At 70.7% G+C, this 26,095-nt stretch carries 27 protein-coding genes; 4 read left to right on the top strand and 23 right to left on the bottom strand.

The window, feature by feature from the left end:
- Window positions 1-47: 47 nt before the first annotated feature.
- From ASD48_RS20980 to ASD48_RS20955, 6 genes are all read right to left on the bottom strand, one after another.
- Entirely contained in the window at window positions 48-1,445 is a 1,398-nt protein-coding gene (locus ASD48_RS20980; RefSeq protein ID WP_079073879.1) for an AI-2E family transporter, read from the bottom strand.
- 142 nt (window positions 1,446-1,587) lie between these two features.
- Entirely contained in the window at window positions 1,588-2,307 is a 720-nt protein-coding gene (locus ASD48_RS20975; protein WP_057603158.1) for a transglycosylase SLT domain-containing protein, read from the bottom strand.
- Between the two features lie 58 nt (window positions 2,308-2,365).
- The gene (locus ASD48_RS20970; protein WP_057603157.1) at window positions 2,366-3,040 is read right to left on the bottom strand and encodes a transglycosylase SLT domain-containing protein; all 675 of its coding nucleotides are present in this window, start codon (window positions 3,038-3,040) and stop codon (window positions 2,366-2,368) included.
- Between the two features lie 421 nt (window positions 3,041-3,461).
- Window positions 3,462-4,787 carry a PhoH family protein gene (locus ASD48_RS20965; protein WP_057603156.1) on the bottom strand — a complete coding sequence of 442 codons (1,326 nt, stop codon included), beginning with the start codon at window positions 4,785-4,787 and terminating at the stop codon, window positions 3,462-3,464.
- Between the two features lie 336 nt (window positions 4,788-5,123).
- Window positions 5,124-5,897, bottom strand: coding sequence for an isoprenyl transferase (locus ASD48_RS20960; protein ID WP_057603155.1), 774 nt, complete (start codon window positions 5,895-5,897; stop codon window positions 5,124-5,126).
- Between the two features lie 638 nt (window positions 5,898-6,535).
- Window positions 6,536-7,351 (bottom strand): class I SAM-dependent methyltransferase, encoded by an 816-nt coding sequence (locus ASD48_RS20955; RefSeq protein ID WP_057603154.1) that lies wholly within the window; start codon window positions 7,349-7,351, stop codon window positions 6,536-6,538.
- Window positions 7,352-7,598: 247 nt separating this feature from the next.
- Between ASD48_RS20955 and ASD48_RS20950 the strand changes: the two genes are divergently transcribed.
- On the top strand, window positions 7,599-8,021 hold the full coding sequence (locus ASD48_RS20950; RefSeq protein ID WP_057603153.1) for a DUF192 domain-containing protein: 423 nt from the start codon (window positions 7,599-7,601) through the stop codon (window positions 8,019-8,021).
- On the opposite strand, the gene ASD48_RS20945 is transcribed toward ASD48_RS20950, so the two are convergent.
- From ASD48_RS20945 to ASD48_RS20880, 14 genes are all read right to left on the bottom strand, one after another.
- Window positions 7,996-8,613 (bottom strand): OmpA family protein, encoded by a 618-nt coding sequence (locus ASD48_RS20945; RefSeq protein WP_057603152.1) that lies wholly within the window; start codon window positions 8,611-8,613, stop codon window positions 7,996-7,998. The genes ASD48_RS20950 and ASD48_RS20945 overlap by 26 nt on opposite strands.
- Window positions 8,614-8,621: 8 nt before the next feature.
- Complete coding sequence (locus tag ASD48_RS20940) at window positions 8,622-9,203, bottom strand: hypothetical protein (RefSeq protein WP_057603151.1); 582 nt, start codon at window positions 9,201-9,203, stop codon at window positions 8,622-8,624.
- Between the two features lie 34 nt (window positions 9,204-9,237).
- On the bottom strand, window positions 9,238-9,891 hold the full coding sequence (locus ASD48_RS20935; RefSeq protein WP_057603558.1) for a pilus assembly protein TadG-related protein: 654 nt from the start codon (window positions 9,889-9,891) through the stop codon (window positions 9,238-9,240).
- Entirely contained in the window at window positions 9,888-10,124 is a 237-nt protein-coding gene (locus tag ASD48_RS20930) for a Flp family type IVb pilin (RefSeq protein WP_020128040.1), read from the bottom strand. Before ASD48_RS20930 ends, ASD48_RS20935 begins: the two co-directional genes overlap by 4 nt.
- Window positions 10,125-10,244: 120 nt before the next feature.
- A complete protein-coding gene (locus tag ASD48_RS20925; RefSeq protein WP_057603150.1) occupies window positions 10,245-11,036 on the bottom strand; it encodes a response regulator transcription factor in 792 nt (263 codons plus the stop codon).
- Complete coding sequence (locus tag ASD48_RS20920; protein WP_348983222.1) at window positions 11,036-12,439, bottom strand: histidine kinase; 1,404 nt, start codon at window positions 12,437-12,439, stop codon at window positions 11,036-11,038. The genes ASD48_RS20925 and ASD48_RS20920 overlap by 1 nt, the downstream gene beginning before the upstream one ends.
- Window positions 12,440-12,457: 18 nt before the next feature.
- Entirely contained in the window at window positions 12,458-13,345 is an 888-nt protein-coding gene (locus ASD48_RS20915) for a DUF5936 domain-containing protein (protein ID WP_057603149.1), read from the bottom strand.
- Window positions 13,346-13,364: 19 nt separating this feature from the next.
- Window positions 13,365-14,309 (bottom strand): type II secretion system F family protein, encoded by a 945-nt coding sequence (locus ASD48_RS20910; RefSeq protein ID WP_057603148.1) that lies wholly within the window; start codon window positions 14,307-14,309, stop codon window positions 13,365-13,367.
- A gap of 5 nt (window positions 14,310-14,314) precedes the next feature.
- Window positions 14,315-15,652 (bottom strand): CpaF family protein, encoded by a 1,338-nt coding sequence (locus ASD48_RS20905; protein WP_057603147.1) that lies wholly within the window; start codon window positions 15,650-15,652, stop codon window positions 14,315-14,317.
- A 16-nt stretch (window positions 15,653-15,668) separates the two neighbouring features.
- A complete protein-coding gene (locus ASD48_RS20900) occupies window positions 15,669-16,040 on the bottom strand; it encodes a TadE/TadG family type IV pilus assembly protein (RefSeq protein WP_057603146.1) in 372 nt (123 codons plus the stop codon).
- Window position 16,041: 1 nt separating this feature from the next.
- Window positions 16,042-16,425: a TadE family protein gene (locus tag ASD48_RS20895; RefSeq protein ID WP_057603556.1), complete on the bottom strand. Its 384-nt coding sequence runs from the start codon at window positions 16,423-16,425 to the stop codon at window positions 16,042-16,044.
- Between the two features lie 5 nt (window positions 16,426-16,430).
- Window positions 16,431-17,687, bottom strand: a complete 1,257-nt coding sequence (locus ASD48_RS20890) for an AAA family ATPase (protein WP_057603145.1) — start codon at window positions 17,685-17,687, stop codon at window positions 16,431-16,433.
- 13 nt (window positions 17,688-17,700) lie between these two features.
- Entirely contained in the window at window positions 17,701-18,408 is a 708-nt protein-coding gene (gene cpaB / locus ASD48_RS20885) for a Flp pilus assembly protein CpaB (RefSeq protein ID WP_057603144.1), read from the bottom strand.
- A 136-nt stretch (window positions 18,409-18,544) separates the two neighbouring features.
- A complete protein-coding gene (locus ASD48_RS20880) occupies window positions 18,545-19,417 on the bottom strand; it encodes a hypothetical protein (RefSeq protein ID WP_199875883.1) in 873 nt (290 codons plus the stop codon).
- 250 nt (window positions 19,418-19,667) lie between these two features.
- On the opposite strand from ASD48_RS20880, the gene ASD48_RS20875 reads away from it, so the two are divergent.
- A complete protein-coding gene (locus ASD48_RS20875; RefSeq protein ID WP_079073877.1) occupies window positions 19,668-21,365 on the top strand; it encodes a glycoside hydrolase family 18 protein in 1,698 nt (565 codons plus the stop codon).
- 212 nt (window positions 21,366-21,577) lie between these two features.
- Here ASD48_RS20875 and ASD48_RS20870 read toward each other — a convergent pair whose 3' ends face one another.
- Window positions 21,578-21,991, bottom strand: coding sequence for a hypothetical protein (locus ASD48_RS20870; RefSeq protein WP_057603142.1), 414 nt, complete (start codon window positions 21,989-21,991; stop codon window positions 21,578-21,580).
- A gap of 120 nt (window positions 21,992-22,111) precedes the next feature.
- Here ASD48_RS20870 and ASD48_RS20865 point away from each other — a divergent pair, with 120 nt between their 5' ends.
- Both ASD48_RS20865 and ASD48_RS20860 read left to right on the top strand, forming a co-directional pair.
- On the top strand, window positions 22,112-22,624 hold the full coding sequence (locus tag ASD48_RS20865) for a SigE family RNA polymerase sigma factor (protein ID WP_057603141.1): 513 nt from the start codon (window positions 22,112-22,114) through the stop codon (window positions 22,622-22,624).
- Window positions 22,625-22,759: 135 nt separating this feature from the next.
- On the top strand, window positions 22,760-24,016 hold the full coding sequence (locus ASD48_RS20860; RefSeq protein WP_057603140.1) for a hypothetical protein: 1,257 nt from the start codon (window positions 22,760-22,762) through the stop codon (window positions 24,014-24,016).
- 34 nt (window positions 24,017-24,050) lie between these two features.
- On the opposite strand, the gene ASD48_RS20855 is transcribed toward ASD48_RS20860, so the two are convergent.
- Both ASD48_RS20855 and ASD48_RS20850 read right to left on the bottom strand, forming a co-directional pair.
- A complete protein-coding gene (locus tag ASD48_RS20855; protein WP_057603139.1) occupies window positions 24,051-24,641 on the bottom strand; it encodes an isochorismatase family protein in 591 nt (196 codons plus the stop codon).
- A 91-nt stretch (window positions 24,642-24,732) separates the two neighbouring features.
- A complete protein-coding gene (locus ASD48_RS20850; RefSeq protein ID WP_057603138.1) occupies window positions 24,733-26,073 on the bottom strand; it encodes an Nramp family divalent metal transporter in 1,341 nt (446 codons plus the stop codon).
- Window positions 26,074-26,095 lie beyond the last annotated feature (22 nt).

The following is a 26,095-nucleotide window of genomic DNA, read 5'->3' as shown; positions in this document are numbered from 1 at the left end:
CTTTGTCGGGAGCCCATTTGATCGGTTGAAAGACCTCGGTCTTTCTCTCAGGGAGCCTTGTCCCGAGGCACCTCGGACGCCTCGGGCGCCTCTGCCGCCCCGGCCGACGCGGAGGCCGTCGCCGGAGCCGTGGGGGCCGCCACCGGTGCCACCCCCGCCGCTGTCGCGCCCCTCGGCCGTGGTGCGTGCCGCAGGGCCTGTTCGCGGGAGTAGGTGTGCAGGTAGCCCACCACGGTGTTGGTGACGGCCACCAGGGGCACCGCCACGATGGCGCCGCCGATGCCCGCCACCATGCCGCCCGCGGCGACCGACAGGACCACCGCCAGCGGGTGGACGCGTACCGCGCGGCCGAGGATGAACGGCTGGAGGATGTGACCCTCGATCTGCTGCACGGCCAGCACCACCGCCAGGGTCATCACCGCCGTGAACACGCCCTGGGTGACGAGCGCGACCACGACGGCCAGCGCGCCGGAGGCGACCGCGCCGACCAGCGGGATGAAGGAGAACAGGAAGATGAAGACGGCGAGCGGGACGGCCATCGGCACATCGAGGAAGTAGATGCCGAGACCGATGAAGATCGCGTCGATCAACGCGACTATCACCGTGCCGCGCACATACGCCGTGAGCGTCGCCCAGGCCCGCGGGCCCGCGCCCGCCACGCCCGGCCGGGCCGCGACCGGAACCAGCTTGAGCGTCCACTCCCAGATGCGCTTGCCGTCGTACAGCAGGAAGAGCGTCGAGAAGAACGCCAGGAGGATGCCGGTCAGCGCCTCGACGACGACGGTGACGCCCTCCAGGCCGGCCGAGGTGATCGAGTCCGTGTTGTCCCCGATGGCGTCCCGCAGGTTCTTCGCGATGCCGTTGATCTGCTTGTCGGTGACATGGAAGGGGCTGTTGAGCAGCCAGCGGCGCAGATCGTCGATGCCGTCCTGGACCTGGTCGGAGAGGTTGTCGATGTTCGCCATGACCTGCCAGGTCACGAACCAGCCCATCAGCCCGATGACCACGAACCCGAGGATCGCCGTCAGCGCGGTGGCCGCACCGCCGGGCACTCCGGCCCGCTTCAGCCGGGCCACGGTGGGCTGGAGGAGCGCGGTCAGGAGCAGCGCGACCACGAAGGACATGACGACCAGCTGGATCGCGCTGATGGCCTTCATCAGCACCCAGACGGTCCCGGCGAGCACCAGCAGCCGCCAGCCCGCCTCGGCGGCGACCCGGACCCCCCACGGCACGGCCTGGGCGGGGTCGGGACGCGGGGCGGCGGGCACGACCTCCTCCGGGTAGGCCTCGACGGCCGGTACGGCGGTGTCGGGCGGTGCCGGCTCGGGTTCGGCGGCGCTCTCCCGCCGCTCCCGCTCGACCTCGGCACGCCGTTCGTCGAGCCGCTCGCCCATCTCGCTCAGTCCGGCACCCAGCCGGCCGAGCCATCCTGGAACTCTCGACATGATCCGTCCTCTTCCCCCGTCTTCCCCCACCACTCCCCCTGGAGTCGTCGGCCCCGGCCGTACCGACCGTACAGGGCGAAAGCCCCTCCCCCTAGGACGGGGAGGGGCTGCGCGGGGTTGAGCGGCCGAGGGCGGCTGCGGCTCAGTAGGAGCCGTTGGCCAGCCAGTAGTCCCAGGCGTCGCAGGGACTGCCGTAGCGGTCGTTCATGTAGTTCAGGCCCCACTTGATCTGGGTGGCCGGGTTCGTCCGCCAGTCGGCGCCGGCGGACGACATCTTCGAGCCGGGATAGGCCTGGACGAGACCGTAGGCGCCCGACGAGGGGTTGACCGCCTGGTAGTTCCAGGTGGACTCGTGGTCCACGATGTTGCTGAAGCACTGGAACTGGCCGCTGGGCACCATCTGGCGGGCGATGGCCTGGACCTCGGCGACCGTGTACGAGGCCTGCTGCGGGAAGCTGCCGGCCGACGAGGTCGAGGCGACCTCGGTGGTGGCCTTGGTCTCGGCGGCCTCGGCCGCCTTCTCCTTGGCCTCCTGGGCGGCCTTCGCCTTGGCCAGGGCCGCCTTCTGCTTGGCCACCGCGTCCTTGGCCGCCTGCTTACGGGCGGATTCCTCCGCCGACTTCTTGGCGGTGGTGTCCGCGGCGATGGCCTGGACGTCGGCCTGCTGTGTCAGCGAGGCCGTCTGCACCTGGGCCTGCTGCCCTACGGGTAAGTCCGAGAGGAGGGTCGATTCGCCCGCCGTCGCCTCGGCGTCGTCGTGGGGCTGGGCCACGCTGCCCTGGGCGACTCCCATGACAGCGCCGACAGTGGTGACCGCGGTGGCCGAGGCCACGGCGAATCCCCGGGCCGATATCCGGCTCACGCGGTCTCCTTCTGTTGTGCCGTCGGGTGGAGAACTGCACGACCAGGGCCGCGTGGACTCAGTACCAGTGGTTGGCCTGCCAGAACGACCACGCCTCACAGGGGCTGCCGTAGCGGCTGTCCATGTAGTTCAGGCCCCACTTGATCTGGGTGGCCGGGTTGGTCTGCCAGTCGGAACCGGCGGACGCGTACTTGCCGGCGGGCAGGGCCTGGAAGAGTCCGTAGGCGCCGGAGGAGGCGTTCACGGCGTGGTAGTTCCAGCTGGACTCGTGGTCCACGATGTTGCTGAAGCACTGGAACTGGCCGCTGGGCACCATCTGCGCCGCCATCGCCTGGATCTGCGCGATGGAGTAGGAGCTCTGGATCGGGAAGTCGCCCGCGCTGCGGCTGGCCTTGGCCTTGGCCTCCGCGCGGTCCTTGGCAGCCTTTTCGGCGGCCTCCTTCTTCGCGATCGCCGACTTGGCGGCGGCCTTGCGGGCCGACTCCTCGGCGTCCTTCTTCGCGCCCTCGTCCGCGGCGATGGCCTGTACGTTGGCCTGCTGCGTGAGGGACGCCGTCTGCACCTGGGCCTGCTGGCCCGCAGGTATGTCGGCGAGGAGCGTCGCGTCGCTGGCCGTCGCTTCAGCGTCGTTGGGCTGCGCGACGCTGCCCGAGGCAACGCCGACGACGCTTCCGACAGCGGTGACCGCCGTGGCCGAGGCCACTGCGAATCCCCGGACCGAGATCCGGCTCACACGGTTTTCCTTCCAGCATCGCCCGCTTCGGTGACCCTGGCGGACGCAATCGTGCCCTTGTCGCTGGTCTCCGAACTACGGGGTCACTGGAGACACGGGCCCGGTGGGCAACTCCCGGTGAGGGGGTGCCACATGGTGAACGGGCGGCATACGACGGCCGGTATGGAGTTGAAGGTGATGCTCAAGCGGTGCCGGACTGCTGGGGGCACAGATGTGTCGCATGCGGGGCCTGACAGGACTGAGACTTTGCCGTAACCAGACTGCGCAAGGCAATTCCGAGTTGCGTGTGAAAGCTCACACTCGTGGGGACCCTGGGGATTTCGCGAAACCCCCACATACGCCGGCGCCGCCCGACTAGGCTCACAGCCTTTGTCGGACGGCGCCAATCACCGCTTGTCCCCGGTCAATTGGGGCGGCTCATTCAGATCTGCCCATCCTCCAGCATTTCGGTCACAAGTGCTGCGATCTGGGACCTCTCGGACCTGTTCAGCGTGACGTGCGCGAAGAGCGGATGCCCCTTCAGTTTCTCGACGACGGCGACCACTCCGTCATATCGCCCGACCCGCAGATTGTCCCTTTGCGCCACATCGTGGGTCAGAACCACCCGCGAATTCGCGCCGATCCGGGACAGAACGGTGAGAAGCACATTCCGTTCGAGCGACTGCGCCTCGTCGACGATCACGAAGGCGTCGTGGAGGGAACGGCCACGGATATGGGTCAGGGGCAGGACCTCCAGCATCCCGCGTGCGGTGACCTCCTCGATGACCTCGCGGCTGGTGACCGCGGACAGCGTGTCGAAGACCGCCTGCGCCCAGGGGCCCATCTTGTCGGCCTCGGAACCGGGCAGATAGCCCAGCTCCTGTCCGCCCACCGCGTACAGCGGCCGGAAGACCATCACCTTCTGGTGCTGGCGGCGCTCCAGGACCGCCTCCAGACCCGCGCAGAGCGCGAGCGCGGACTTGCCGGTGCCGGCCCGGCCGCCCATGGACAGGATCCCGACGTCCGGGTCGAGCAGCAGATCGAGCGCGATGCGCTGCTCGGCGCTGCGGCCCTTGATCCCGAAGGCCTCACGGTCACCGCGCACGAGCCGGACGTCGCCGTCGGCGGTTACCCGGCCCAGGGCCTTGCCGCGCTCCGACTGGATGGTCAGGCCGGTGTGCACGGGCAGGTCGGCGACCTCGGGCACATGGATGTGCCCCTCCTCGAAGAGGATGTCCACCTGCTCGCCGGACAGGGTCAGTTCGGACATTCCGGTCCAGCCGGAGGAGCCCGTGATCGCGAGCTCCGCGCGGTACTCCTCCGCGAGGAGGCCGACCGACGACGCCTTGATCCTGAGCGGGAGGTCCTTCGACACGACCGTGACGTCGAAACCCTCGGCCTGGAGATTGCGGGCCACCGCGAGGATGCGGGAGTCGTTGTCACCCAGGCGGTAGCCGGAAGGCAGCACGCTGGGGTCCGAGTGGTTGAGCTCGACACGGACGGTGCCGCCGAGTTCCCCGATCGGGATGGGGGCGTCGAGGCGACCGAACTTCACCCGGTAGTCGTCCAGCAGACGCAGCGCCTGCCGGGCGAAGTAGCCGAGTTCCGGATGGTGCCGCTTGGCCTCCAGCTCCGTGACCACGACGATGGGGAGCACTACCTCGTGCTCGTCGAAGCGGGTCAGGGCGTTCGGGTCGGCCAGCAGGACGCTGGTGTCGAGAACATAGGTGCGCCGGTCTGGCATACGGCGCTTTGTGCTGGTCACCACGGAAGGACGTACCCCCTCGGATGAGGTCGGGGAGCGACGGAGTGGAGCTGGACCGGTTTCCGGCCGCTTCGCACGGGCCGAGAACCGGCCCCCCGCTGCTTCTTCCGTGCCGTGACCGCACGGTCGGGCTGGTGCAAAAGGGCCTCCCGGGCGGACGGCCCCGTGCCGCCCGCTGAGATCCGACACCCGTGGTTCGGGCGTCGACCTGCTTGGCTTATGCCCTCGAACATGCGCCGCCATGCCACGGCATATGACGGCGCGCCGGTGAACTCCTCGTTACTTCCGCCCCGGACGGGTACACGGGACGCCCTCGAAGGGCGCCCGCGGACTTGTGCCTCAGCCGCCGTAACGGCGGTGACGGGCCGCGTAGTCGCGCAGGGCCCGCAGGAAGTCGACCTTGCGGAAGGCCGGCCAGAAGACCTCGCAGAAGTAGTACTCCGCATGGGCCGTCTGCCACAGCATGAATCCGGACAACCGCTGCTCGCCGCTGGTACGGATCACCAGGTCGGGGTCGGGCTGGGCGCCGGTGTAGAGGTGGCGGCCGATCAGGTCGACGCTGACGGAGTCGGCGAGGTCCTCCATCGAGGTCCCGCGGTCCGCCGCGTCCACGATCATCGAGCGCACGGCGTCGGCGATCTCCTGGCGACCGCCGTAGCCGATGGCGACGTTGACCAGTATCCCGTCGACGTGCGAGGTGGACTCCTCGGCGACCTTCAACGCGGTCTGCACGTGGGAGGGGAGGATGTCGGGGGTGCCGACGTGGTGGACGCGCCAGCGGCCGTCGGCGGCGAGGGTGCGGACGACGTCCTCGATGATGCCGAGGAGCGGGACGAGTTCGTCGTCGGGGCGGTCGAGGTTGTCCGTCGACAGCAGCCACAGGGTGACGACCTCGACGTCCGTCTCGGTGCACCAGCCGAGGAACTCCTCGATCTTCTCCGCACCGGCGCGGTGACCGTGCACGGTGGTGGAACCCGAGGCCTTCGCCCAGCGTCGGTTGCCGTCCATGATGACGCCGATGTGCTTCGGCACCTGAGCGTGGTCCAGGTGACCTTCCACCCGGCGTGCGTACAGCCTGACCAGAAGGCCGCGCAGCTTGTCGCGCAGGTTCACGTGATTGTCAGCCCCTCCGTACGGTGCGGTCCCCGCGGGGCGCAGCCTACCCCCGCGGGGCCTGCACCGTTGACGGGGGTGAGGGGCGCCACCCCTGCCCGGGGGACTGTGCCGGGGCAAAAAAACGGGCCGGTCCGTGGGGGGGAGACGGACCGGCCCGAGGGGGGGTTTCCACCATAACCCTTCGTAAGTGATGCTGCGTGCATCGGCGCGCCACAACTACTCTCCGGAGTCGTTCGGCGACGCGCCGGTGGTCGCGGAATGCGTGGTTCATGGGTGACTCATGGCCGGAACGCAACAGATTCCCAGGGGAATGGGCACGTTCGCCAGGGAAAGCTGAGGTTTCGGAGCAGATTGAGGCGCCGTCGGCCAGTCGCCCGTCCGTCCCTCCGACGGGCTACCCCGGCCGCGAACGCCCGCTTGACGCGAGCGTCACCGCGCAGCCCCCTCCACTGCGCGGTGACGTCCACGCAGCTTTGCGCACGCGAATTGCCCGAAGGAGAACTTACGTGAGGTCGACAGGGGAGATGAACCGATCACGATAACGATGTGGAAACTCTGTGGAGGCGGGATCCGGGGCACGGGAGGTGCCGGTCGCTGCGCAGGGCGACGGAGGGCGGTTCCCGGCCGGTCCCGCACTACGGGCGGCGGGCCTCGAAGAGGTGGCGGGTGCTGTGCGCGACGAAGGGACCCTCGGCCTTCATCTGCTCGTGCAGGGCGCGGAGTCGGGGCCGGTAGGCCTCCACCGTGAAGCCCGGGACCATCCACACCACCTTGCGCAGGAAGTGGACCACGGCGGCGATGTCGTGGAACTCGACACGCAGCCGCTCCGTCCGCAGCCCGACGACCTCCAGCCCCGCCGCCTCCGCCCCGGCGCGCTCGCGCTCGGGATGCCGGGCGGAGCTCACCTCCCGCGGCTGCGGCCCGAGGAAGTACTCGACGAGTTCGAAGACGCTGCGCGGGCCGACGTGCTGGGCGAAGTAGGTGCCGCCGGGCCGGAGCACGCGGGCGATCTCCTCCCACAGGGGCCGCACCGGATGCCTGCTGGCGACCAGGTCGAAGGTGGCGTCCGCGAAGGGCAGCGGGGCGTCCTCGGGGGACGCGACGACCGCGATGCCACGCGGGCCCAGCAGTGCGGTGGCCTTGGCGACGTTCGCCGGCCAGCCCTCGGTCGCGACGGTGAGGACGGGGGCCTTGGGGGCTGCCCGGCCGAGCGCGAAGTCCAGGACCTCCCCTCCCCCGGTCTGCACGTCGAGTGCGGCACCGGCGCCCGCCAGCCGTCCGGCCAGCGACATCGCGTACCCCCAGGAGGGCCGCTCCTCGGTGGCCCGTCCCTCGAACCAGGAGAAGTCCCACCCCTCGGTGGGGACGGCGGCTCCCTCGGCGAGCAGTGCCTCGAAGGCGGGGTCGGCGTGGTCGCTGTCGTCGCCGGTGTCCCGGCCCTTGTCGTCCATACGGGGATGGTGGCAGAGGGGCCGCCGGGGTGCCGCCGATTTACGACGGCCCGTCACGCGTAGCGCAGTAGGTCGGCGCCGCTTGAGCCCCGGGTCGCCGCCCGGCCGCTGAGCGGGGCGCCCGGCTCCGTGCCCATGTCGTTCCCCGTACGACGGTCCCCCTTCGTGTGCCGGCTCGCTACGGTGCGAAGGATCCAGAGGGCCCGGAGGGTCCGGAGGGTGGCGACGCGACCGAGGGGAGACGGGGATGGCGCGCTGGCGGGACGGGTGGGGAGAGCTCGTGGTGGGCGACGAGGACGGCGGGGAGGGGAGCGTCGGGGGCGGGAGTGTCGGGGACGGGAGCGGTCTTCGGGTGCCCCTGGAGATCGCCGCCTCCTACCGGGCCCGTACCCGGGGGCTGCTCGGGCGGGACTCGGTGGACGGGGCGATGCTGCTGTCGCCCGCCGGCAGCGTGCACACCTTCCGTATGCGCATGCCGATCGACGTCGCGTACCTGGACCGGCGGCTCCGCGTCATCGCCGTACGCACCATGCGGCCGGGGCGGCTGGGCATGCCCCGGCCGCGGTCCCGGCATGTGCTGGAGGCGGCGGCCGGGGCCATGGAGGGGTGGGGGTTGCGGGTGGGAGTGCGGGTGGAGGTGAGGGTCAGCCCGCCGTACGCGGGAACGTGACCTCCACCCGGCGGTTCTTCTTGCGGCCCGCCTCGGTGGAGTTGTCGGAGATGGGGTACTGCTCGCCGTAGCCGCGCACCTCGAAGGTGATGCCCGGGTCGTTGAGGTCGCCCGCGAGTTCTGCCTGCACGGCGTCCGCCCGCTGCTTCGACAGGACGTCGCCGTGAGCGGAGGAGCCCAGGTTGTCCGTGAAGCCGAAGACCCGGACCACGGTGGTGTTGTTCTGCTTCCTGATCTCCGCGGCGATCGTGGCGATACGGGACTTCGCCTCCGTGCCGAGCTTCGCGCTGTCCTTGCCGAAGAGGACCTCGGCCTGGAGCGCGAACGTCACGTCCGCGTTGGTGTCCTCCCGGCGTTCGTCACCCGACTCGTCCTCGACGACCTGCTTGATGTCGAGCACCTTGGGCTCGGCGAGGGTGCCGCCCTCGGGGAGCTTGAGATCGGGGTCGTTCGGGTCGACCTCCACGGGCGCGGTGGCGGTGGGCTCGGTACCGGGCGGAACGCTGGGGGTGGTGTCGGCTTCGGCGGCGGGTGCCATGCCCACCATGACGAGGGTGGCCGCGGCCACCGCCAGAGTGAGACGTGGGGTCATGATCGGCCTCACCCGGAGATCTTGATGACCCCGCTGGGGAACAGCGGGAGTTGGAAGGAGACGTCCGTCGAGCTCGCGGGAGGCGCGGGGAACTGGAGGAAGACGTCGATGGACTCCCCGGCCTTGATCGTCGAGAAGCCTGTGGTGGTGAGGGGACGGCCTTCGGTGTCACGCAGGACGTAGTAGCGCTTCTTGCTCTTGGCGTCGACGAGGGTGGCGCCGCCGAGTGACAGTCCGTTGTTCATGATCTCGGTCTCGTTGCCGCTGAGAGCGGACGGAATCACAGCCTCCGACCCGCTGTCGTTCTTCAGGGCGCCGTTCACCGTGACGAAGCCCCCGGAGTCGCGTACTGCGGACGTGATCTGGAGGAGCAGCCCGCTCGGGCCCTTCAGTTCGGCGATCGGATCCTTCGACTGACCCTCCTGCGGGTCCGGCTGTGACCCACCGGTTCGTGAGGCGGACGACGAGCTCTGCGGCTTCTTGTCGTCGTCGCCTCCGCCGCCGCAGGCGGCCGCGCCGACCGCCAGCCCGGTCACGACCGCGAGCGCGACCATCCCCCTGCGGGCTTTCGCGGTGAACCGCATGCTCATCACTCCGCTTCTTTCTGAACTCGTCGATCGCATGTCAGTCGGTGACCAGGTGGACGGCGAAGAGGTCCTCGGGGCCGGGCAGATCGGTGAGATCGTCCGGGTCCAGCTCCCACTTCTCCCCGTCCTCGCAGGTCAGCGTGGGCAGCGCGGCATCCTCCGGCTCCTCACCCGGCGGCTCACCCGACGGCTCACCCGACGGCTCGCCCGACGGTGGTTCCGGCACTTCGAACGTGCACAGGGAGTCGATCACGGCGGTGGCGGTTGCGTGTGCCCTCGTGGTGCTCGTCTCAGGAATCACGGAGTCACCCGCCGACTTGTTCGCCTGGACGGTGACCCGATAGCTCAGGAGTCCGTCGGGCAGGCACTGAACATTGCCCGCGTCGTTCAGCGCCGCGAGCTGGTCCGCCCGCCAGCACGCGTTGTCCCCACCGTTTCCCTCGAAGATGTCCTGCCACTTCGTCGGGTCCAGGACGTCCAGCTTCCACAAGTCGGCGAGGTCGTCCCTGGTCTCCTGTGCCGCCGCCAGCGCCGCCGCGTCCGCGGCCGTCTGCGCGCCGTTGCGGTTCACCGCCGCCTGGCCCACCGCGAAGTACGCGAACGCGAGAAAGAGCAGGCCCGCCACCACCACGAGGTAGATGGGGAAGACCTGCCCTGCGTCGCCGTACGCGCGCCCGGGGAGTCGTGTCAGGGGGCCACCTTGGTGATCTGTGCCCTCAGCTTGTCGACGATCGTCTGGCCCAGGTTCGTGTTGGCGATCAGGACCACGATCGCCACCACCACCGCGATGATGCCCAGGTACTCGACGGCGGTCTGCCCCTTGTCGTTGTCGGCGCGGCGTCGTACGGCCCGCACCGTCGTGTTCGTCCAGCCGCTCACCCGGACCCTGGCCGCGACGGCGGTCTTCAGCAGCAGGTCGCTCATGGCGTTCCTCTCCATCGGTGGCGTGACCGGCAACGTACGACCGTGGGTCAGCCTCGGAGAAGGGTCCCTGGGCCCAATCCCGGGCCCAGTCGGAGGGCAGAAGTAACGTCCGGCGGAGTCTCATGAGGTCACCGCCGTGCCCAGCCACTTGGCCGCGGCCTCGGAGCGGCTGCTGCTGTGCAGCTTGGCGAAGATGCGGTTGATGTGGTTCTTGACCGTCTTCTCGCTGATGAAGCAGGTGGCGGCGATCTGCTGGTTGTTCATGCCCGACGCGATGAGGTCCATGATCTCCGCCTCCCTCGCGCTGAGTTGGAACCCCGCCCTGAGTACCGAGGACGACTGTCTCACGATTGGTTGCAACTGCGAAAGCGCTTCCGTAGAAGTCGCAGAAAATAGGGGAGATGGGTCCGGTTTTACGTGTGCAGTCGCATCGCCACGTAGGTGCGCCAGGACCGCGGTCGCCGCCGTCGGGGTGAAGTGGGCCCGGCCCCGCGTGACGTCCCGCACCGCCGACACCAACTCCTCCACGGTGAACTCCCCGTGGACGAGGTAGCCCCCGGCCCCGCCACGCAGGGCCTCCTGGACGATCTCGGGCTCGTGGCTGTACGTCAGCATCACGACCCGGGCGATCCGTACCAGGTGCGGAAGGGCCGAGAGGCCGTCCACCCCGGGCATGCGGACGTCCAGGAGGACGACGTCGGGGCGGTGCAGGCGGGCCGCCTCGCAGGCCTCGCGGCCGTCCGCCGCCTGCGCGACGACGGTGATGTCCTCCCGGCCGGAGAGCAGGGCGGTCAGGCCCGCCCGGACCACCGGGTTGTCGTCGGCGACGACCACGCGCACGGGGCAGGGGCCGGGCGGTGGCGGGAAGAGCGGCTGCTCGCCGCCGGGGCGGTCGGGCGGTCGGTCCGGCATCAGACGACCTCCTCCGTGAGCGCGGCCAGCGGGAGTTCCAGGCACACCTCGGTGCCCCGGGAGTCGTGGCCGTGGCCGATGCGGATACGGGCGCCGACGGAGGCGGCCCGCTCGGTCATGCCGACCAGGCCGAAGTGGCCGGTGCGGCGCAGCTGTTCGAGGGTGGCGCCGGGCGGAAGGCCACGGCCGTCGTCGCGGACGCTCAGGGTGAGGAGCTCGCCGTTCACGGCCGCTCGCACCTCCACATGGGTCGGGGCCGCGTGGCGGTGGGCGTTCTCCATGGCCTCCGAGGTGATCGTGAGGAGCTGTCGGGCCACCGCGGGCGGGACGGGGAGCGTCGCGCGGTCGCCGGAGGCGTGGTAGCTGACCGGGAGGCCCGTCCGGTCCTCGAACCCGTCCGCGTGGGCGGCCAGTTCGGGCAGCAGGTCGACGTCCTGCGCCGGGTCTGACTCCCGTCGGAGGTCGGTGAGGAGTTCCCGGGATTCGGCGGCGGCGCGGCGAGCGGCGCGGGCGACCAGTTCGGCGTGCTGCCGCACGATGACCGGGTCCATGCCCGGCGAGCCCGCCGAATGGGCGAGGGCGTCCGCCGCGAGTGCCACCCCGTGCAGCGTCTTGGCCACGGAGTCGTGCATCTCCCGGGCCAGTCGGGCGCGTTCGGCGGCGGCCGCCTCGGTGCCGGCCAGCCGCGCCTTGACCGCGGTCAGGGCCTGGGTGGCCGCGCCGAAGCGGAGCATCAGGTGGCGCAGCGACGAGCCCATCGCGCCGGTGATGACGCAGAGGCCCGGCAGCAGCAGCCTCTCGGCGGGGCTGACGCCGGGCTCCTGCACGAGGGTCGCGTGGACCAGCAGCAGGATCAGTGACTGGAGGGACGCGAAACAGGCGGCGCCCCGCCAGCCGTAGACGATGCCGGCCAGCAGCGGGGTGCAGACGCTGACGTAGGCGAGCGTGGTGTCCGGCCCCGCCGAGATCAGCAGCAGGGTGCCGAACAGGGTGTCGGCCACCAGCAGTGAGGGGTGGCGCAGGAGGAGGGGGCCGAAGCGTTCCCAGTCGCGGAAGAGGACGTAGGACCCCATGAAGGTGACGACCACGGCCGCGCCCACCAGGCGGGTGCCGAGGCCCGGGGCCGCGTTGAGGAGGGCCGCGGGCGTGGCGACCGCGATCATGGCCAGCCGGAACCCGAACACCTGCCGGCACATCGCCTGGAGCGCGTTGACCTGAAGGCGGACGTCGTCCTGTACCGGCACCTCGGTCGCCTTCGCGTCCGGGACCCCGGCCTTGTTCCCGGCCGCCACCTCGGCCCTCTTCCCGGCCTTCCTGCCGGCCGTCACCCCGCCCTTCTTCCCGGCCGTCACCCCGGCCGTCTTCCCTGTCGTCTTCGCGGCCGCCACCCCGGGCGTCGTCATGGCCGTCATCCCGTCCGCCTACTCGCCCGTGATCGAGCTGAAGTCCGTACCGGAGCCGAGCAGCATCCCCGCGCCGAGGAGGAGCATCGTCGCCGGGACCATGAACGTGGTGATCATCAAGGTGGCCTTGGGGACCGCGCGGGCCGCCTTGCGGCGGGCGTTCTGCGCGTCCGTCCGGCGCATGTCCTTGGCGATCGAGACGAGCGTGTCGACGATCGGCGCGCCGAGCTCCTCGCCCTGCTGGAGCGCCGTGACGAACATGGCGACCTGCTCGGAGTCGTTGCGGCGGCGCAGTTCCTGGAAGGCCTCGCGGCGGCTCACGCCGAGGTCCATCTGCCGTAGCGTGATGCGGATCTCGTCCGCCCAGGGGCCCTCGTACCGGGACGCCACCCGGTCGAGGGCCTGCCGGAAGCCGAGACCCGCGCTCACGACCACGGCCAGGACGTCGAGGAAGTCCGGCAGGGTCCGTTCGATGGCGTCCTTGCGGACCCGGATCGCGGACCAGATGCCGACCTCGGACCAGAACGCGCCGAAGGCGAGCATGAGCAGCCCGACGAAGAAACTGCCCTGGAGCAGCGCGGCGAACGCGCCGAGGGCGCCGATCGCACCGTAGACGGCGCGCCGGGCCGCGTAGCGGTCGATGGTCAGGCCGCCCGGGTTGCCCGCGAGGTCTATCCTGCGTCGGTACCTGGTGACCTGCTTGGGGCCCATCAGCCGCAGGACGGCGGGGGCGTACCGCATGCCCATGCGGTCGACGAGCGAACCGACGGCGCCGGTGCGCGTCGAGCCGACCTCCAGGGCCAGCGCGAGGTCGCTGGGCAGCTTCACGTCGGCCCGGTACATGCGGATGCCGGCGAACATGCCCCAGACGCTGAGGCCCACGGCGAGTGCGAGCAGAAGTTCCATCCCCTGCGCCACCTCCTGCTCAGACGTCGATTCGGGACATACGGCGGATGAGGACGAAGCCGACCGCGTAGAGGCCGAACGCGATGATCACGCAGGCCTGGCCGACGGCCGAGCCCGTCATGCGGTCCAGCGTCCCGTCCTCGACGCTGTTCATGAGGAACAACGCCCCGACCCCCAGCGCGGGCACCGCGTAGGACGTCATGTTCACCTGGGACAGCTGGGTGCGGACCTCGCGCCGGGTCTCCTTGCGTTCCTCCAGCGTCTCCGTGAGATTGCGCAGGGCGCCGACGACCTGGCCGCCGGCCCGGTTGGAGAGGACCAGGGTGGTGACGAGGACGACCAGTTCGCGGGAGGGGAGCCGGTCGGCGAGTTCGCCCAGGGCGTCGTCCATGGAGTGGCCCACCGCCAACTGGTTGGCGACCTTGGCGAGTTCCTCGCCCGCCGGGGCCTCCAGCTCCTCCGCCGCCATGCCGATCGCGGTGCGCAGCGCCAGGCCAGCGTGGGTGGCGTTGGCCAGGATGCGGGCCAGTTCGGGGAGTTGGTTGATGAATCTCTCGATGCGTTTCTGGCGTTGCCAGTTGAGGAACTGCCAGGCCGCCCAGACGCCCAGGAGGCCGGCGATCGGGCCGAAGAAGGGGGCCAGGGTGGCCTGGCCGATCAGCCACAGGCCGGCCACCGCCGCCAGCATGTAGACGAAGAACTCGCCGGGGGTCACGTCCAGGCCGGTCGCCGCCAGTTTCAGCTCCAGCCTGCGGCCCGTCCGCGTACGGCGCAGTCGCCGGTCCAGGGTGTGGAAGCGGCGTCGGCGGCCGGTGCCGGGGAGCCGGCCGGTGTAGGAGAGGCGCTCCACCAGCTCCGCCCGCCGGTCCCGGCCCCGCGCGTAGGCGTGCAGGCCGGCGACGGCGAGAACGCAGGTCAGGACGGTTCCGCCGGTGGTGAGGGTGATCAGGGTCTCGAGCTCCATCAGCGTTACCGGGCTTCCCTTGTCGTCAGTTCGTGTGCCGCGCGCGCCACCCCGAACGCCTGCGGGATCGGCTGACTCGCCATGTACAGGCGGTCCGCGGTGCGGCGTGGGAGGGGGAAGTACTCGAAGACGCCGTAGACGCGGCCGTCGGCGGCCATCGGCTGGGCGTTGAAGCGGGCGATCGTCGCCAGCCGGTACGGCTCTCCGCCGTGGCTGTCGAGCACGGCTATCTCGGTGACGCGGCGGACGCCGTCGGCGAAGCGGGTGAGCTGGACGACGACGTCCACCGCGCTGTTGATCTGGTCGTGCAGCGCGACGAAGGGGACCTCGACGTCCGACATCGACGCGAGGGTCTGCAGGCGCATCAGGGCGTCCTCCGCGCTGTTGGCGTGGACCGTGGCCAGGGAGCCGTCGTGGCCGGTCGACATCGCCTGGAGCATGTCGAGCGACTCGCCGCCCCGGACCTCGCCGACCACGATCCGGTCCGGACGCATCCGCAGCGAGTTGCGGACCAGGTCGCGGATGGTGATGCGGCCGTTGCCCTCGACGTTCGGGGGCCGGGACTCCAGGCGGATCACATGCGACTGCTGGAGCTGGAGTTCCGCCGAGTCCTCGATGGTGATGATGCGTTCGCCGTCCGGGATCAGGCCGGAGAGCGCGTTCAGCAAGGTCGTCTTGCCGGTGCCCGTCGCGCCCGAGACGATCACGTTGAACTTGGCCTGCACGAGGCCCGCCAGCAGGTACAGCATCTGCTCGTCCAGCGAGCCGAAGCCGATCAGTTCGTGGAGGGTGAAGGAGCGCGGGAAGCGGCGGATGGTGAGGGTGGGACCGGTCAGCGACAGCGGGGGGATGATGACGTTGACCCGCTCGCCCGACGGCAGCCGCGCGTCGACCATCGGGTTCGTCTCGTCGACACGGCGGTTGACGGTGGAGACGATGCGTTCGATCGTCTGCATCAGCTGGTCGTTCGACGCGAAGCGGAGGGGGAGCTGTTCCACCCTGCCGCCCCGTTCGACGAAGATCGCGTCGGGACCGTTCACCATGATCTCGGTGATGGACGCGTCCTCGAGGAGCGGCTCCAGGATGCCCAGGCCCAGTGCCTCGTCGACCACCCGGCGGATCAGCTGTGAGCGTTCCACCGTGGACAGGACGGGGCCCTCGCGGCTGATGATGTGTCCCAGGACCCGTTCCAGCCGCGCCCGGCGCTCCGCGGCGGCCAGCGAGCTCATCTCGGCGAGGTCGATCTCCTCCAGCAGTTTGGCGCGGTAGGAGGTCACGAGGTGGCCGTCCTCGCCCCGGCCGCCGTTCTCCTCGGGGGAGGTGATGCGTGCCCGCAGGCTCATGTCGGATGCCCTTCCCTCAGTGGTCGACCGGCATCGTGGCCGTCTTGTGGGCCTGGCCGAAGTTCCCGATGCCGGGAATGACGGACGGGATGGTGACGGTGGAGGTGACCCTGACCTCGTCGCCCAGGCCGGCCGCGCTGCAGCTCACGTCCAGCCAACTGCTCACCGCCCGCGCGCAGTCGGCGCCGTAGTCCTCGTCGAGGGACGCGCTGCGGGCTCCGGTCCGGGCCGCCGTACCCGCCTGCTGTGCCGCGTACGCGATCAGGCCGAGCTGTACGGCACCGAGCGCGACCAGCAGCAGCAGCGGCAGGAAACCCAGGTACTCCAGGGCGACTTGGCCCCGGTCTCGGGAGCGTGCCCCTGCGCGTGCGCGGCGTCTGCGGGCCATCTCAGTCGCCGTCCTCTTCCTCGACGGCGCCCGCGTGACCGTGCACCGTGACCGGGAAGTCGATGGTGCCGGGGAAGAGGACCGGGACCTTGAGGGAGACGTCCGCCGTGACATAGCCGCTGCCGCCGCACTCGACCACGGCGCTCCCCTTCCACGCGTCCCCGAGCTTTTCCAGGCCCGCCTGCCGGCACGCCGCGAGCCGCTCCCCCGGAGGGGCCGCCGTACCCGCCCGCACCGCCTCGTCGGCAGCATTCCCCGCGAGCGTGAACGTGTACCCCACGAGGACGAACTGCCACACCGCCACCAAGGTCACGATGATCAGCGGTGTCATGCCGAGGAACTCGATGGTGACCTGGCCCCGGTCGCGTGCCCGATGTCCCCACATGCCGTTCACTCCCTCCGCCGCCGGAACCCGGTCGCGCCCCGGTCCCCGCCGCGCGCCCGGCCGCCCACCCTGCGTACGAGGGCGGTCTCCGGCGCCTTGACCAGCCCCAGTTCCGCGGCGAGCGCCCACAGGGCCTGCCGTACGGTGCCCTTGCCGTCGAGGGCGTGCACCCGGCCGGCGTCGACCGCGGCCTGGAGTTCCCGGAAGTTGGCGGGGACCGTGGTCGCGGCGATCGCCGTGCCGGTGATCTTCTGGATGAGCGGGGGCTGGATCTCCGTGCTCCGCGTGTGGCGGTTGACGACGACGGTCGTCTCCTCGGCCTTGCGGATCTGGAGCCGGTCCCACATGCGGACGGTGCGTTTGGCGCCGCGGACGGCGACGACGTCGGGTGTGGTGACGAGCAGGGCCCGCTCGGCCAGTTCGACGGCGGCCGCGCCCGCGCCGCTCAGCTGGGCGCCGCAGTCGACGACGACCACCTCGTAGCGGGAGCGCAGGGCGCCGATGATCTGGCGGGCGGCGCGGTCGGTGACCTCCTCGCCGCGTTCGCCCTCGGCGGGGGCGAGCAGGAGGGCCACGCCGGTGTCGTGCCGGAAGACGGCCTCGGCGAGGATGCGGGGCGAGATGTCGGTGATGGCGGCGAGGTCGACGACCGAGCGGCGGAACTGGACGTCCAGGTAGGAGGCGACGTCACCGGACTGGAGGTCCAGGTCGACGAGGGCGGTGGGGCGGCCGGACGCCTGGGCGGCGAGGGCGAGCTGCACGGCCGTGAGGGTGGTGCCCACGCCTCCCTTGGCGCCGCTGACCGTGACGACGGTCCCGCCGACGCCGGTGAACACGTCGGCCCCGTGGCCGAGATGGCGCCGCACGCCGACCGACCACTGGGCGACGGCCTGGACGCGGTTGGCGAGGTCCTCGTAGCTCAGCGGGAGGGTGACCAGGCCGCGGGCGCCGGAGTCCATGGCGGCGGCGAACAGGCCGGGTCCCACGTCGGTGGTGACGAGGATGACGCCGACCGCGGGAAACCGCAGGGCGACCTCCCGGACCAGCTCCAGCGCCGGTACGGGGCCGATGCGTTCGTGGACGACGACGACCTCGGGCAGTTCGTCGACCGACTCGGCGGCGAGCCGGGCGAGGGTGTCCACGAGCTGGGTGGAGTCGGTGACGGGGGCGACCGGTTCGGCGTCCGGGAGCTGGCTGAGCAGGGTGGTGAGGGAACGGACCGCGTCCGCGTCGCCGACGGCCGGGAGGATCCTCGTGGGCATGGGCGGCGGCCTCTCACTTGTCCGTGACGAGTTCGTAGGTGCGGTCCTGGTCGGGGACCGTGGTGTCGCCGCCGGGTGCGACGAGGGCGAGGCGGACGCGCTTGGCGAAGGACTCGGCGTAGGTGATGCGCTGGGCGTCGAGCGTGGACAGCGCGAAGGTGATGGGGACCGCGTCGGTGGCCGACTGGCCGCGGTTGTTCTCGTCCGGCTCGAGGGGGGTCAGCTCGCCCACGTCGAGGACCCGGGCGTTGGTGACGATGATCTTCGACTGGTCGGGGTCGCTCTCCCGGGCGCCCTCGAAGGTGGCGTAGACGTTGACCGACGATCCCGGGGTGATCTTGCCGGCGACGCCGGTGGCCGCGTCGATCATGATGGCCACCTCCTGCTGGCCCGGCTGGAGGGCGGGCTGGTCGACGATCATGTCGCTCTGCAGCAGGGAGCCCTTCTTCAGCGTCGTCACGGCGATCTTGCCGCGGATGGCGGCGAGGTCGGTGACCGCGTTCTCCGACAGCCAGCGCTCCGGCATCTCGATCTTCTTGAACTGGCCCGCGTTCAGGGTGGTGTAGGGCGCCACGTCGGAGCGCAGTTCGTACGCCGTGACCTCGGGGCCGACCTTGGACTTCACGTCGTCGATGACGGAGAGGACGCCGGCGAACGCGCCGAGGGCGCACAGGACCGACAGGAGCAGGAGAATCACGCCGCGGCGCTGACGGGAGTTCATGAGCCGTGCAACCTCGTTGGGGGTCGGGTCGAGCGGACGGGAACGGGCGTGCGGGTCGGGCTGGTCGAGCGGTCGGGCTCTTCGAGCAGGTCGGGCTGGTCGAGCGGGTCGGGCTGGTCGAGCAGGTGGGGCTGGTTCAGTCGCCCGCGGTGAGCGCGCGGGCGGCGGGACGGGCGGTGAGGTCGGAGGCGGGCGGCGGGGTCGCGGAGCAGAAGACGCAGCGGTCGCCGATGACGTCGATGCCGCACCAGTGGCAGACGCTCTGCCGCACGGACGTGACCAGCTGGTAGAGGACCGACAGGTCGGGCAGGTAGGCGCAGAACTCGATCGCCTTGCCGGTGCCCCACCAGTCGGCGGACTCGGCGGGCAGGTGCGTCTCGCGCAGCCCCTGGACCTTCCAGGCGGGAGCGAGGACGTCGGTGACCCAGTCGGACTGCAGCTGTCCGCGGGCGACGAGCAGCCAGGTGCCGAACTCCGGTCCGGGCAGCACTGTTTCGGGGGTGGCCTTGACCAGTTCCGGCTGCGGGTGGGCGAGCACACCGAACTGACTACCCGGAACCCATGACCTGGCATGCGACGTCAGGCCGACCACCGGCACCCGGTCGAGGCGGGCGACCGAGCCGAGCAGCGCGCCCGCGTGGAGATAGTGGGTGAGCAGCCGGCCCGCCGAGGCGAGGACGCCGGGGCCGAGGTCGCAGGAGGCCAGCTGACGCAGCTGGCGGGCGAGGACGGCCGTCGCGAGCGGCGGGAGGTCGGGGCGGAAGAGCGCGATGCGGTCGCTCTCCAGGAGGCAGCGGATGGTGTGCAGTCGCTGCTCGACGGCGGCGGGGACGGACCGCGAGTACACGACGACCACGTGTCCGTACTGATCGACGAGGGCCTGGACGGCGGCGAGAGCATGGTCCAGCGGCTGTCGGTCGAGGTCGGCGAGAACGGTGGCGGGCAGCGTGCGCTCGTCCTGCGGCGGCAGCGCCAGGTCGGCTCCGGTCACGGCAATGGCTGTTGGCACGCGCAGCTCCCCGATTCCCGCGGTCCGGCCCACCGGCGTTACTCCGGTGCACCGGGGTGACTTCATTGCGTGACTACCTCAGCACTGTATCCACGCCTCTGTGGCCGGAGAACAGCTTTCCCTGGCTGCCAAGCAACTCTTCTTCGCGCAAGTCCCGCCAAATCGGGGCAGGTTACGCACGCGCGTCCTCCACCGGCCCTCCACGACCGGACCTCTTGACAACAGAATTGGTCTGGACCAACTTACTGTCATGTCCCCACTGAAAAGAACGACACGACTCGGGTCGGGAGCCGCGGGCGTCCTCGCCGCCGCCCTCGCCCTGTCCATGACGGGCGCGGCTCAGGCGTCCGCCGCGGACCTGAACAACGCGAGGAACGCCGGCTTCGAGTCCGGCCTGACCAACTGGACCTGTTCGGCGGGCAGCGGCACGACCGTCTCCTCGCCGGTGCACGCCGGTGCGGCCGCGCTGAAGGCCACACCGGCCGGGCAGGACAACGCCCGGTGCACTCAGACGGTGGCCGTGAAGCCCAACTCGACGTACACGCTCAGCGCGTGGGTCCAGGGCGGCTACACCTACCTCGGCGTGACCGGCACCGGCACGACGGACGTGTCGACCTGGACGCCCGACTCCGCGTCGTGGAAGCAGCTGTCGACGACCTTCACCACCGGCGCCTCGACCACCTCCGTATCCGTCTACACGCACGGCTGGTACGGCCAGGCGGCCTACTACGCGGACGACGTGTCGGTGTACGGCCCCGACGGCGGCGGAGGCGGCGACCCGGCCCCGACGGTGCCCGCGGCCCCGGCCGGTCTGGCCGTGTCGGGCACCACCTCGTCGTCCGTCTCCCTCTCCTGGAACGCGGTCTCCGGCGCGACCGGCTACTCCGTCTACCGCGGCGGTACGAAGGTGACCGCGGTGACCGGGACCTCGGCCACCGTGACCGGCCTCGCGGCCTCGACGTCGTACAGCTTCCAGGTCACGGCGACCAACGCGGCGGGCGAGTCGGTGAAGTCCACGGCGGTCACGGGCACCACGACCGCGACCGGCACCGGGGGCGGGACCGTGCCCAGGCACGCCGTGACCGGCTACTGGCAGAACTTCAACAACGGCGCGACCGTCCAGAAGATCTCGGCCGTCTCCTCCCAGTACGACATCATCGCCGTGGCCTTCGCCGACGCGACGACGACGCCGGGCGCCGTGACCTTCAACCTGGACTCGGCGGGTCTCGGCGGCTACACGGTGGACCAGTTCAAGGCGGACATCAAGGCGAAGCAGGCGGCGGGCAAGAAGGTCATCGTCTCGGTGGGCGGCCAGAACGGCACGGTGTCGGTCAACGACCCCACGTCCGCGGCGAACTTCGCGAACTCGGTGTACTCGCTGATGCAGACGTACGGCTTCGACGGCGTCGACATCGACCTGGAGAACGGCCTGAACGCGACGTACATGTCGCAGGCGCTGCGGTCCCTGTCGTCGAAGGCGGGCTCCGGGCTGGTCCTGACGATGGCCCCGCAGACGATCGACATGCAGTCGACGTCGAACGGCTACTTCCAGACGGCGCTGAACGTGAAGGACATCCTGACGGTCGTCAACATGCAGTACTACAACAGCGGTTCGATGCTGGGCTGCGACGGCAAGGTCTACAGCCAGGGCTCGGTGGACTTCCTGACGGCGCTGGCCTGCATCCAGCTGGAGGGCGGCCTGGACCCGTCCCAGGTGGGCCTCGGCCTGCCGGCCTCGACGAGCGGCGCGGGCAGCGGATACGTGTCGCCGACGGTGGTCAACAACGCCCTGGACTGCCTCACCAAGGGCACGGGCTGCGGCTCCTTCAAGCCGTCGAAGACCTACCCCGGACTGCGGGGCGCGATGACGTGGTCGACGAACTGGGACGCCTCGGCGGGCAACGCGTGGTCTGCGGCCGTGGGCCCGCATGTGCACGGGCTGCCGTAGCGGCGGGCCGTGCGGAGTCACGGACAGCGGCCGAGCGGAAGCCGGCAACCGGTAGCCACTGATCGGTCGCCAGTGACCTGGTAGCCGGTGGCCGGTGGCGGGTGACGGGAGGGTGTCGCTCCACGGGACGACCGTGGGCGGCACCCTCCCGTACGTCCGGCGCGTCCTCGCGTCGTACGTCCGGCTCGTCGTACGTCCGGCGCGTCCGCCGTCTAGTACCCCGTCGGCCGGTAGTGGCCCAGCACCCAGGCGAGTTGGGCGAACCAGCCCTGCAGCCGTTCCCTCGGCTTCGCCGTCACCACACACTCGTAGACCCTGCCGTCCACGTGCACCACGGCGACCATGAGGGCCTTGCCACTGGGGCTCGCCTTGTAGTGCACGCTGCGGACCTCCGGCCAGGGGAACTCGACCGTGATGTCGTACATCTCGAAGGCGACGCCCGCCGCGTCCACCACGACCGAGTTGTGCTTGTCGACCGCGAGGAACTCCGGGCCGGGCGGCGGCACCGCCTGCGGGACGTACGGCTGGGCGTACTGCGGCGGATGCGGCGGATGCTGCGGGGCGTACGACGGCGGGGGCGGGCCGAAGCCCGGCGGCGGCGGCGGGGACGGCGGCTGGTCTGTCACAACGAAAACGTACCTCCGCGATCCTGTGCCGCCACTTTCGGTCTCCCCTGAAACATTTCCCGCTCCCCACCGCATTAGGGAGTTGAGGACAGGACGGCAACCGACACAGGGGGAACACTCATGAGGCAGGCCGCGCGCGCGGACGAGTACGCCGAGTTCGCGGCGGCGCGCACCGGGCATCTGTACCGGTCCGCGTGTCTGCTCACCGCCGGGGACACCCACCTCGCCGAGGATCTGGTTCAGGAGACCCTCGGCAGGCTTTACGTCCGCTGGGGGCGGGTATCCCGGGTCGACAACCCGGCCGGATACGCGCAGACCGTCCTCACCCGCGCGTTCCTCGCCCACCAGCGGCGGCGCAGCAGCCGTGAGCGGGCGGTGGAGGCGTTCCCGGACGTGGCCGACGGCAGCGGTACCGACACACCGTTGCGGCTGACCCTGATGCAGGCCCTCGGGCGGCTGCCCGCCAAGGACCGGGCGGTCGTGGTCCTGCGGTACTGGGAGGACCGCTCGATCGAGGAGACCGCAGGCGCGATGAACGCGAGCTCGGCGGCCGTGCGGACGCGCTGCTCGCGGGCGCTGGGGCGGCTGCGGGAGCTGCTGGGCGAGGACATCGGCGAGTACGCCCGCCCCTGAGCCGTCCGGCACCCGGCACCCGCCCCCTTGCCCCACCCGGGAACCGCGCACCGCGCACGCTCCGCGTCCCTCCCCCCGGTTACTTCGATACTTCGAACTCTTTTCGACCCGTCTCGCCGAAAGCGGTGGTTCACCATGCCCGTCGACCAGTACAGCGACCCCTTCGAGGAGCAGCTCGCCGTCGCCCTGCGAGAGGCCGGCGGCACCTTCGACAGCCCCACCGCACTCGCCGCCGCCGGGCGGGCCCGGGGTGACCGTCTGCGGCTGCGGCGCAGGACCGCGATCGCGGGGGGAGCGGCGAGCCTCGCCCTGGTGGGGGTGGGCGGGGCGCTGCTCGTGCCCTGGGGCGGCAAGCCGGCCCCCCAGCCGTCCTCCGTCGCCGCGTCCGGCAGCGCGGAGCAGGCGGCCTTCTCCGCCGACGACGTCGTCCGTACGCTCGAAAAGCTGCTGCCCGAGGGGAAGTTCACCGAGTCGGAGGCGCGGGGTACGAACGAGGACCTGCCGCCGCTCGCGGTGGGCGTGTTCGACGACGGCAAGGGCGAGGGATCCGTCTCCGTGGGCCTGGCCCGCATTCCGGCGGACGCGGGTGAGGTCAATCCGTCCACCGCCGTGATGCCCTGCCCGGACGGCGAGCAGACGGGCCTCGACAGCTGCAGGACCGAGCTCCTGTCCGACGGGTCCGCCATCACCGTCTACCAGGGCTACGAGTATCCCGACCACCGCGACAACCTCAAGTCGTGGGGCGCGGACCTGGTCACCCCGGCCGGGCACCATGTGAGCGTCATCGAGTGGAACGCGCCGGCGGAGAAGGGCAGGCCCGTCAGCCGGGCCGAACCACCGCTGACGACCGCGCAGTTGAAGGCGCTGGCCGAGGCCCCGAAGTGGCGCGTGATCGCCGATGCCATCCCCGACGAGGAGAGGAAGCCGCGCTCCCCGTCGGGCTCGTCCGCCCGCCCCCAGGAGATGGCCGGCTGGCTCGTCCTGCGCAAGCTCAGCCTGCTGCTGCCCAAGGGTCTGGAACGCGTCACGAACGGCAGCCAGGAGACCGGGTACGGCTACTTCGTCGTCGACGACGGCAAGGGCGCGAGCCTGGTCCAGGTCAACGTGCAGCCGAACATGTCCGACGTGGCCGGCCAGCTGTACGGCTCCGGCGCCGAGACCCTCCCCGACGGCACCCGTGTCTCGGTGAAGCAGGGGCCGGGCGAGAAGGGCGGTGCGGGGGTCGTGATGTGGACCGTGGACACCCTGCGCAAGGACGGTCTGCGGGTGGTCGTCAGTGCCTTCAACGCCGCCGAGCAGGACAAGGCCGCGACCCGCGCCAAGCCCGCCCTCACGATCGAGCAGCTGCGGGCCGTCGCGCTCAGCCCCCGGTGGACGGCCACCGAGGACTGACGGACGGAGGCCGCGAATGGACTGGCCGTCGGGTTCAGGCTCGGACGCCTGCGAGCAGGTCGAGGATCTCCCGCGTCGTGCCCGGCTCGCCGATCAGCGGGAACAGGTACGACACGCGGTGGCGGTGCGCGTCCTCGTCGATGTCGGTCATCGCGTCGACCGCGAACGTGACGTGGTAGCCGTGTTCGTGGGCGGCGCGGGCGGTCGACTCGACGCCGAGGCTGGTCGCGATGCCGGCGAGGACGACCTGGGTGACCCCCCTGCGGCGCAGTTGCAGGTCGAGGTCGGTGGCGTGGAAGGCGCCCCAGGCCCGCTTGGTGACCAGGATGTCGCCCTCGTGGCCGGCCAGCGGTTCGGCGATCGGGCCGAGGTCGTAGGGGCGGGAGCGGCCCCCGGCCAGCCGCGCCGCCTCGCTGCGGCCGGGCGCCGCGTCGGCACCGTCGGGCGAGGTGGACATCCGGACCAGGACCACGGGGGCGCCCGCCGCACGGAAGGCGTCGGCGAGTTCGGCGGCCCGGGCCACCACGTCCGCCGCCGGGTACGGCACGGTGGGGGCGGCGAGCGTGCCGGCCTGGAGGTCGATCAGCACGAGCGCGGTCTTGTCGTCCAGCACGGTCACGGCCACGGCGACGGCACCTCTCCTAGGGGATCAGCAGCCTAGGAGAGATGCTTGCGAAACTCAAGCTTGAGTTACGCAAGTTCGAGCCGTGTGGTGATCACCCGAAGAACTCCGACCACGGCTGGTCCCAGACCTGCTTGACGCACAGCACCAGGAACAGCAGGCCGGCCAGCGCCAGCATCGCGTTGCTCAGCAGCCCGTTGCGCCACTCCCCCGGCGTGCGGGAGGAGTTGAGCAGCCACAGCAGCGTCCCGGCCAGGAACGGCAGGAAGGCAGCGCCCAGCACCCCGTACAGGATGATCAGGCGGAACGGCTCGCCCTGGAAGAGCAGCACGATCGGCGGGAAGGTCAGCCACAGCAGATACGCGCGGAAGGGCCAGGAGCGTTCCCGCTCACCGGAGGCGACCTCCGCCCCGCTCGCGTCGCCGCGGCCGCGGTAGCGGGCCACGAAGTCGGCGAACATCAGGCTCACGCCGTGCCAGACGCCGATCAGGGAGGTGAAGGAGGTGGCGAAGAAACCGATCAGGAAGAACTTGGCGGTCGCCGTGCCGTACTCCGCCTCCAGGATGTCGCTCAGCTGGACGAGCCCCTTGTCGCCGCTCGCGATCGCCACGTTCGCGGAGTGCAGCAGCTCCGCGCCGACGAAGAGCATGGCGACGACGAAGACGCCCGTCGTCGCGTACGCGACCCGGTTGTCGAGCCGCATCACCTTCATCCAGCCGGTGTTCGTCCAGCCCTTGGCGTTCACCCAGTAGCCGTACGCGGCGAGGGTGATGGTGCCTCCGACGCCTCCGATCAGACCGAGGGTGTTGAGGACGGAGTCCTTCTCGTCCGGCAGGACCGGGAGGAGGCCCGCGAAGGCGTCGCCGAGGTGGGGGGTGACCCGGATCGCCAGATACACCGTCACCACGAACATGACGCCCACCAGGACCGTCATGACCTTCTCGAAGACGGCGTACTTGTTGAACCAGACGAACACCAGGCCCACCAGGCCGCAGGCAATGGCCCACGACTCGAGGCCCATGACGTCCGGGAACAGCGCCTGGAGCGGCAGCGCGCTCGACGACATCGCCGCCGCGCCGTAGACGAAGCCCCAGACGACCACGTAGGCGACGAAGAACCACGTCGTCCAGCGGCCGAGGCTCGCCCAGCCGTCGAAGAGGGTGCGGCCGGTGGAGAGGTGCCAGCGGCCGGCCGCCTCGGCGAGGGAGATCTTGACCAGGCAGCCGACGACCGCCGCCCAGAGCAGGGTGTAGCCGAAGTTGCTGCCGGCGATGAGCGTGGCCACCAGGTCTCCGGCGCCGACGCCGGTCGCGGCGACGACGATGCCGGGGCCGATGTACTTCCAACTGGATCTGCGGGGGGAGGTGTTGTCGATGCCGGATGGTGCCTCGGTGTGTGTGGAGTTTCCCGTGGGGGGTCCCGTGGTGTCCGCCATGGAGGTCAAGAAAACCCAAAGA

Origin of the sequence: Streptomyces sp. Root1310 (assembly GCF_001426425.1) — a bacterium.
Lineage (GTDB): Bacteria > Actinomycetota > Actinomycetes > Streptomycetales > Streptomycetaceae > Streptomyces.
This window is presented reverse-complemented; position numbering and strand designations above follow the sequence as displayed.

What these genes read in the sequence shown, in the direction of transcription:
- ASD48_RS20980 (WP_079073879.1), bottom strand. Translation starts at nt 1,445, where the DNA reads ATGTCGAGAGTTCCAGGATGGCTCGGCCGGCTGGGTGCCGGACTGAGC.
- ASD48_RS20955 (WP_057603154.1), bottom strand. Translation starts at nt 7,351, where the DNA reads ATGGACGACAAGGGCCGGGACACCGGCGACGACAGCGACCACGCCGAC.
- ASD48_RS20950 (WP_057603153.1), top strand. Translation starts at nt 7,599, where the DNA reads ATGGCGCGCTGGCGGGACGGGTGGGGAGAGCTCGTGGTGGGCGACGAG.
- ASD48_RS20945 (WP_057603152.1), bottom strand. Translation starts at nt 8,613, where the DNA reads ATGACCCCACGTCTCACTCTGGCGGTGGCCGCGGCCACCCTCGTCATG.
- ASD48_RS20940 (WP_057603151.1), bottom strand. Translation starts at nt 9,203, where the DNA reads ATGAGCATGCGGTTCACCGCGAAAGCCCGCAGGGGGATGGTCGCGCTC.
- ASD48_RS20930 (WP_020128040.1), bottom strand. Translation starts at nt 10,124, where the DNA reads ATGAGCGACCTGCTGCTGAAGACCGCCGTCGCGGCCAGGGTCCGGGTG.
- ASD48_RS20925 (WP_057603150.1), bottom strand. Translation starts at nt 11,036, where the DNA reads ATGCCGGACCGACCGCCCGACCGCCCCGGCGGCGAGCAGCCGCTCTTC.
- ASD48_RS20920 (WP_348983222.1), bottom strand. Translation starts at nt 12,439, where the DNA reads ATGACGACGCCCGGGGTGGCGGCCGCGAAGACGACAGGGAAGACGGCC.
- ASD48_RS20915 (WP_057603149.1), bottom strand. Translation starts at nt 13,345, where the DNA reads ATGGAACTTCTGCTCGCACTCGCCGTGGGCCTCAGCGTCTGGGGCATG.
- ASD48_RS20910 (WP_057603148.1), bottom strand. Translation starts at nt 14,309, where the DNA reads ATGGAGCTCGAGACCCTGATCACCCTCACCACCGGCGGAACCGTCCTG.
- ASD48_RS20905 (WP_057603147.1), bottom strand. Translation starts at nt 15,652, where the DNA reads ATGAGCCTGCGGGCACGCATCACCTCCCCCGAGGAGAACGGCGGCCGG.
- ASD48_RS20900 (WP_057603146.1), bottom strand. Translation starts at nt 16,040, where the DNA reads ATGGCCCGCAGACGCCGCGCACGCGCAGGGGCACGCTCCCGAGACCGG.
- ASD48_RS20895 (WP_057603556.1), bottom strand. Translation starts at nt 16,425, where the DNA reads ATGTGGGGACATCGGGCACGCGACCGGGGCCAGGTCACCATCGAGTTC.
- ASD48_RS20890 (WP_057603145.1), bottom strand. Translation starts at nt 17,687, where the DNA reads ATGCCCACGAGGATCCTCCCGGCCGTCGGCGACGCGGACGCGGTCCGT.
- cpaB (WP_057603144.1), bottom strand. Translation starts at nt 18,408, where the DNA reads ATGAACTCCCGTCAGCGCCGCGGCGTGATTCTCCTGCTCCTGTCGGTC.
- ASD48_RS20875 (WP_079073877.1), top strand. Translation starts at nt 19,668, where the DNA reads ATGTCCCCACTGAAAAGAACGACACGACTCGGGTCGGGAGCCGCGGGC.
- ASD48_RS20865 (WP_057603141.1), top strand. Translation starts at nt 22,112, where the DNA reads ATGAGGCAGGCCGCGCGCGCGGACGAGTACGCCGAGTTCGCGGCGGCG.
- ASD48_RS20860 (WP_057603140.1), top strand. Translation starts at nt 22,760, where the DNA reads ATGCCCGTCGACCAGTACAGCGACCCCTTCGAGGAGCAGCTCGCCGTC.
- ASD48_RS20850 (WP_057603138.1), bottom strand. Translation starts at nt 26,073, where the DNA reads ATGGCGGACACCACGGGACCCCCCACGGGAAACTCCACACACACCGAG.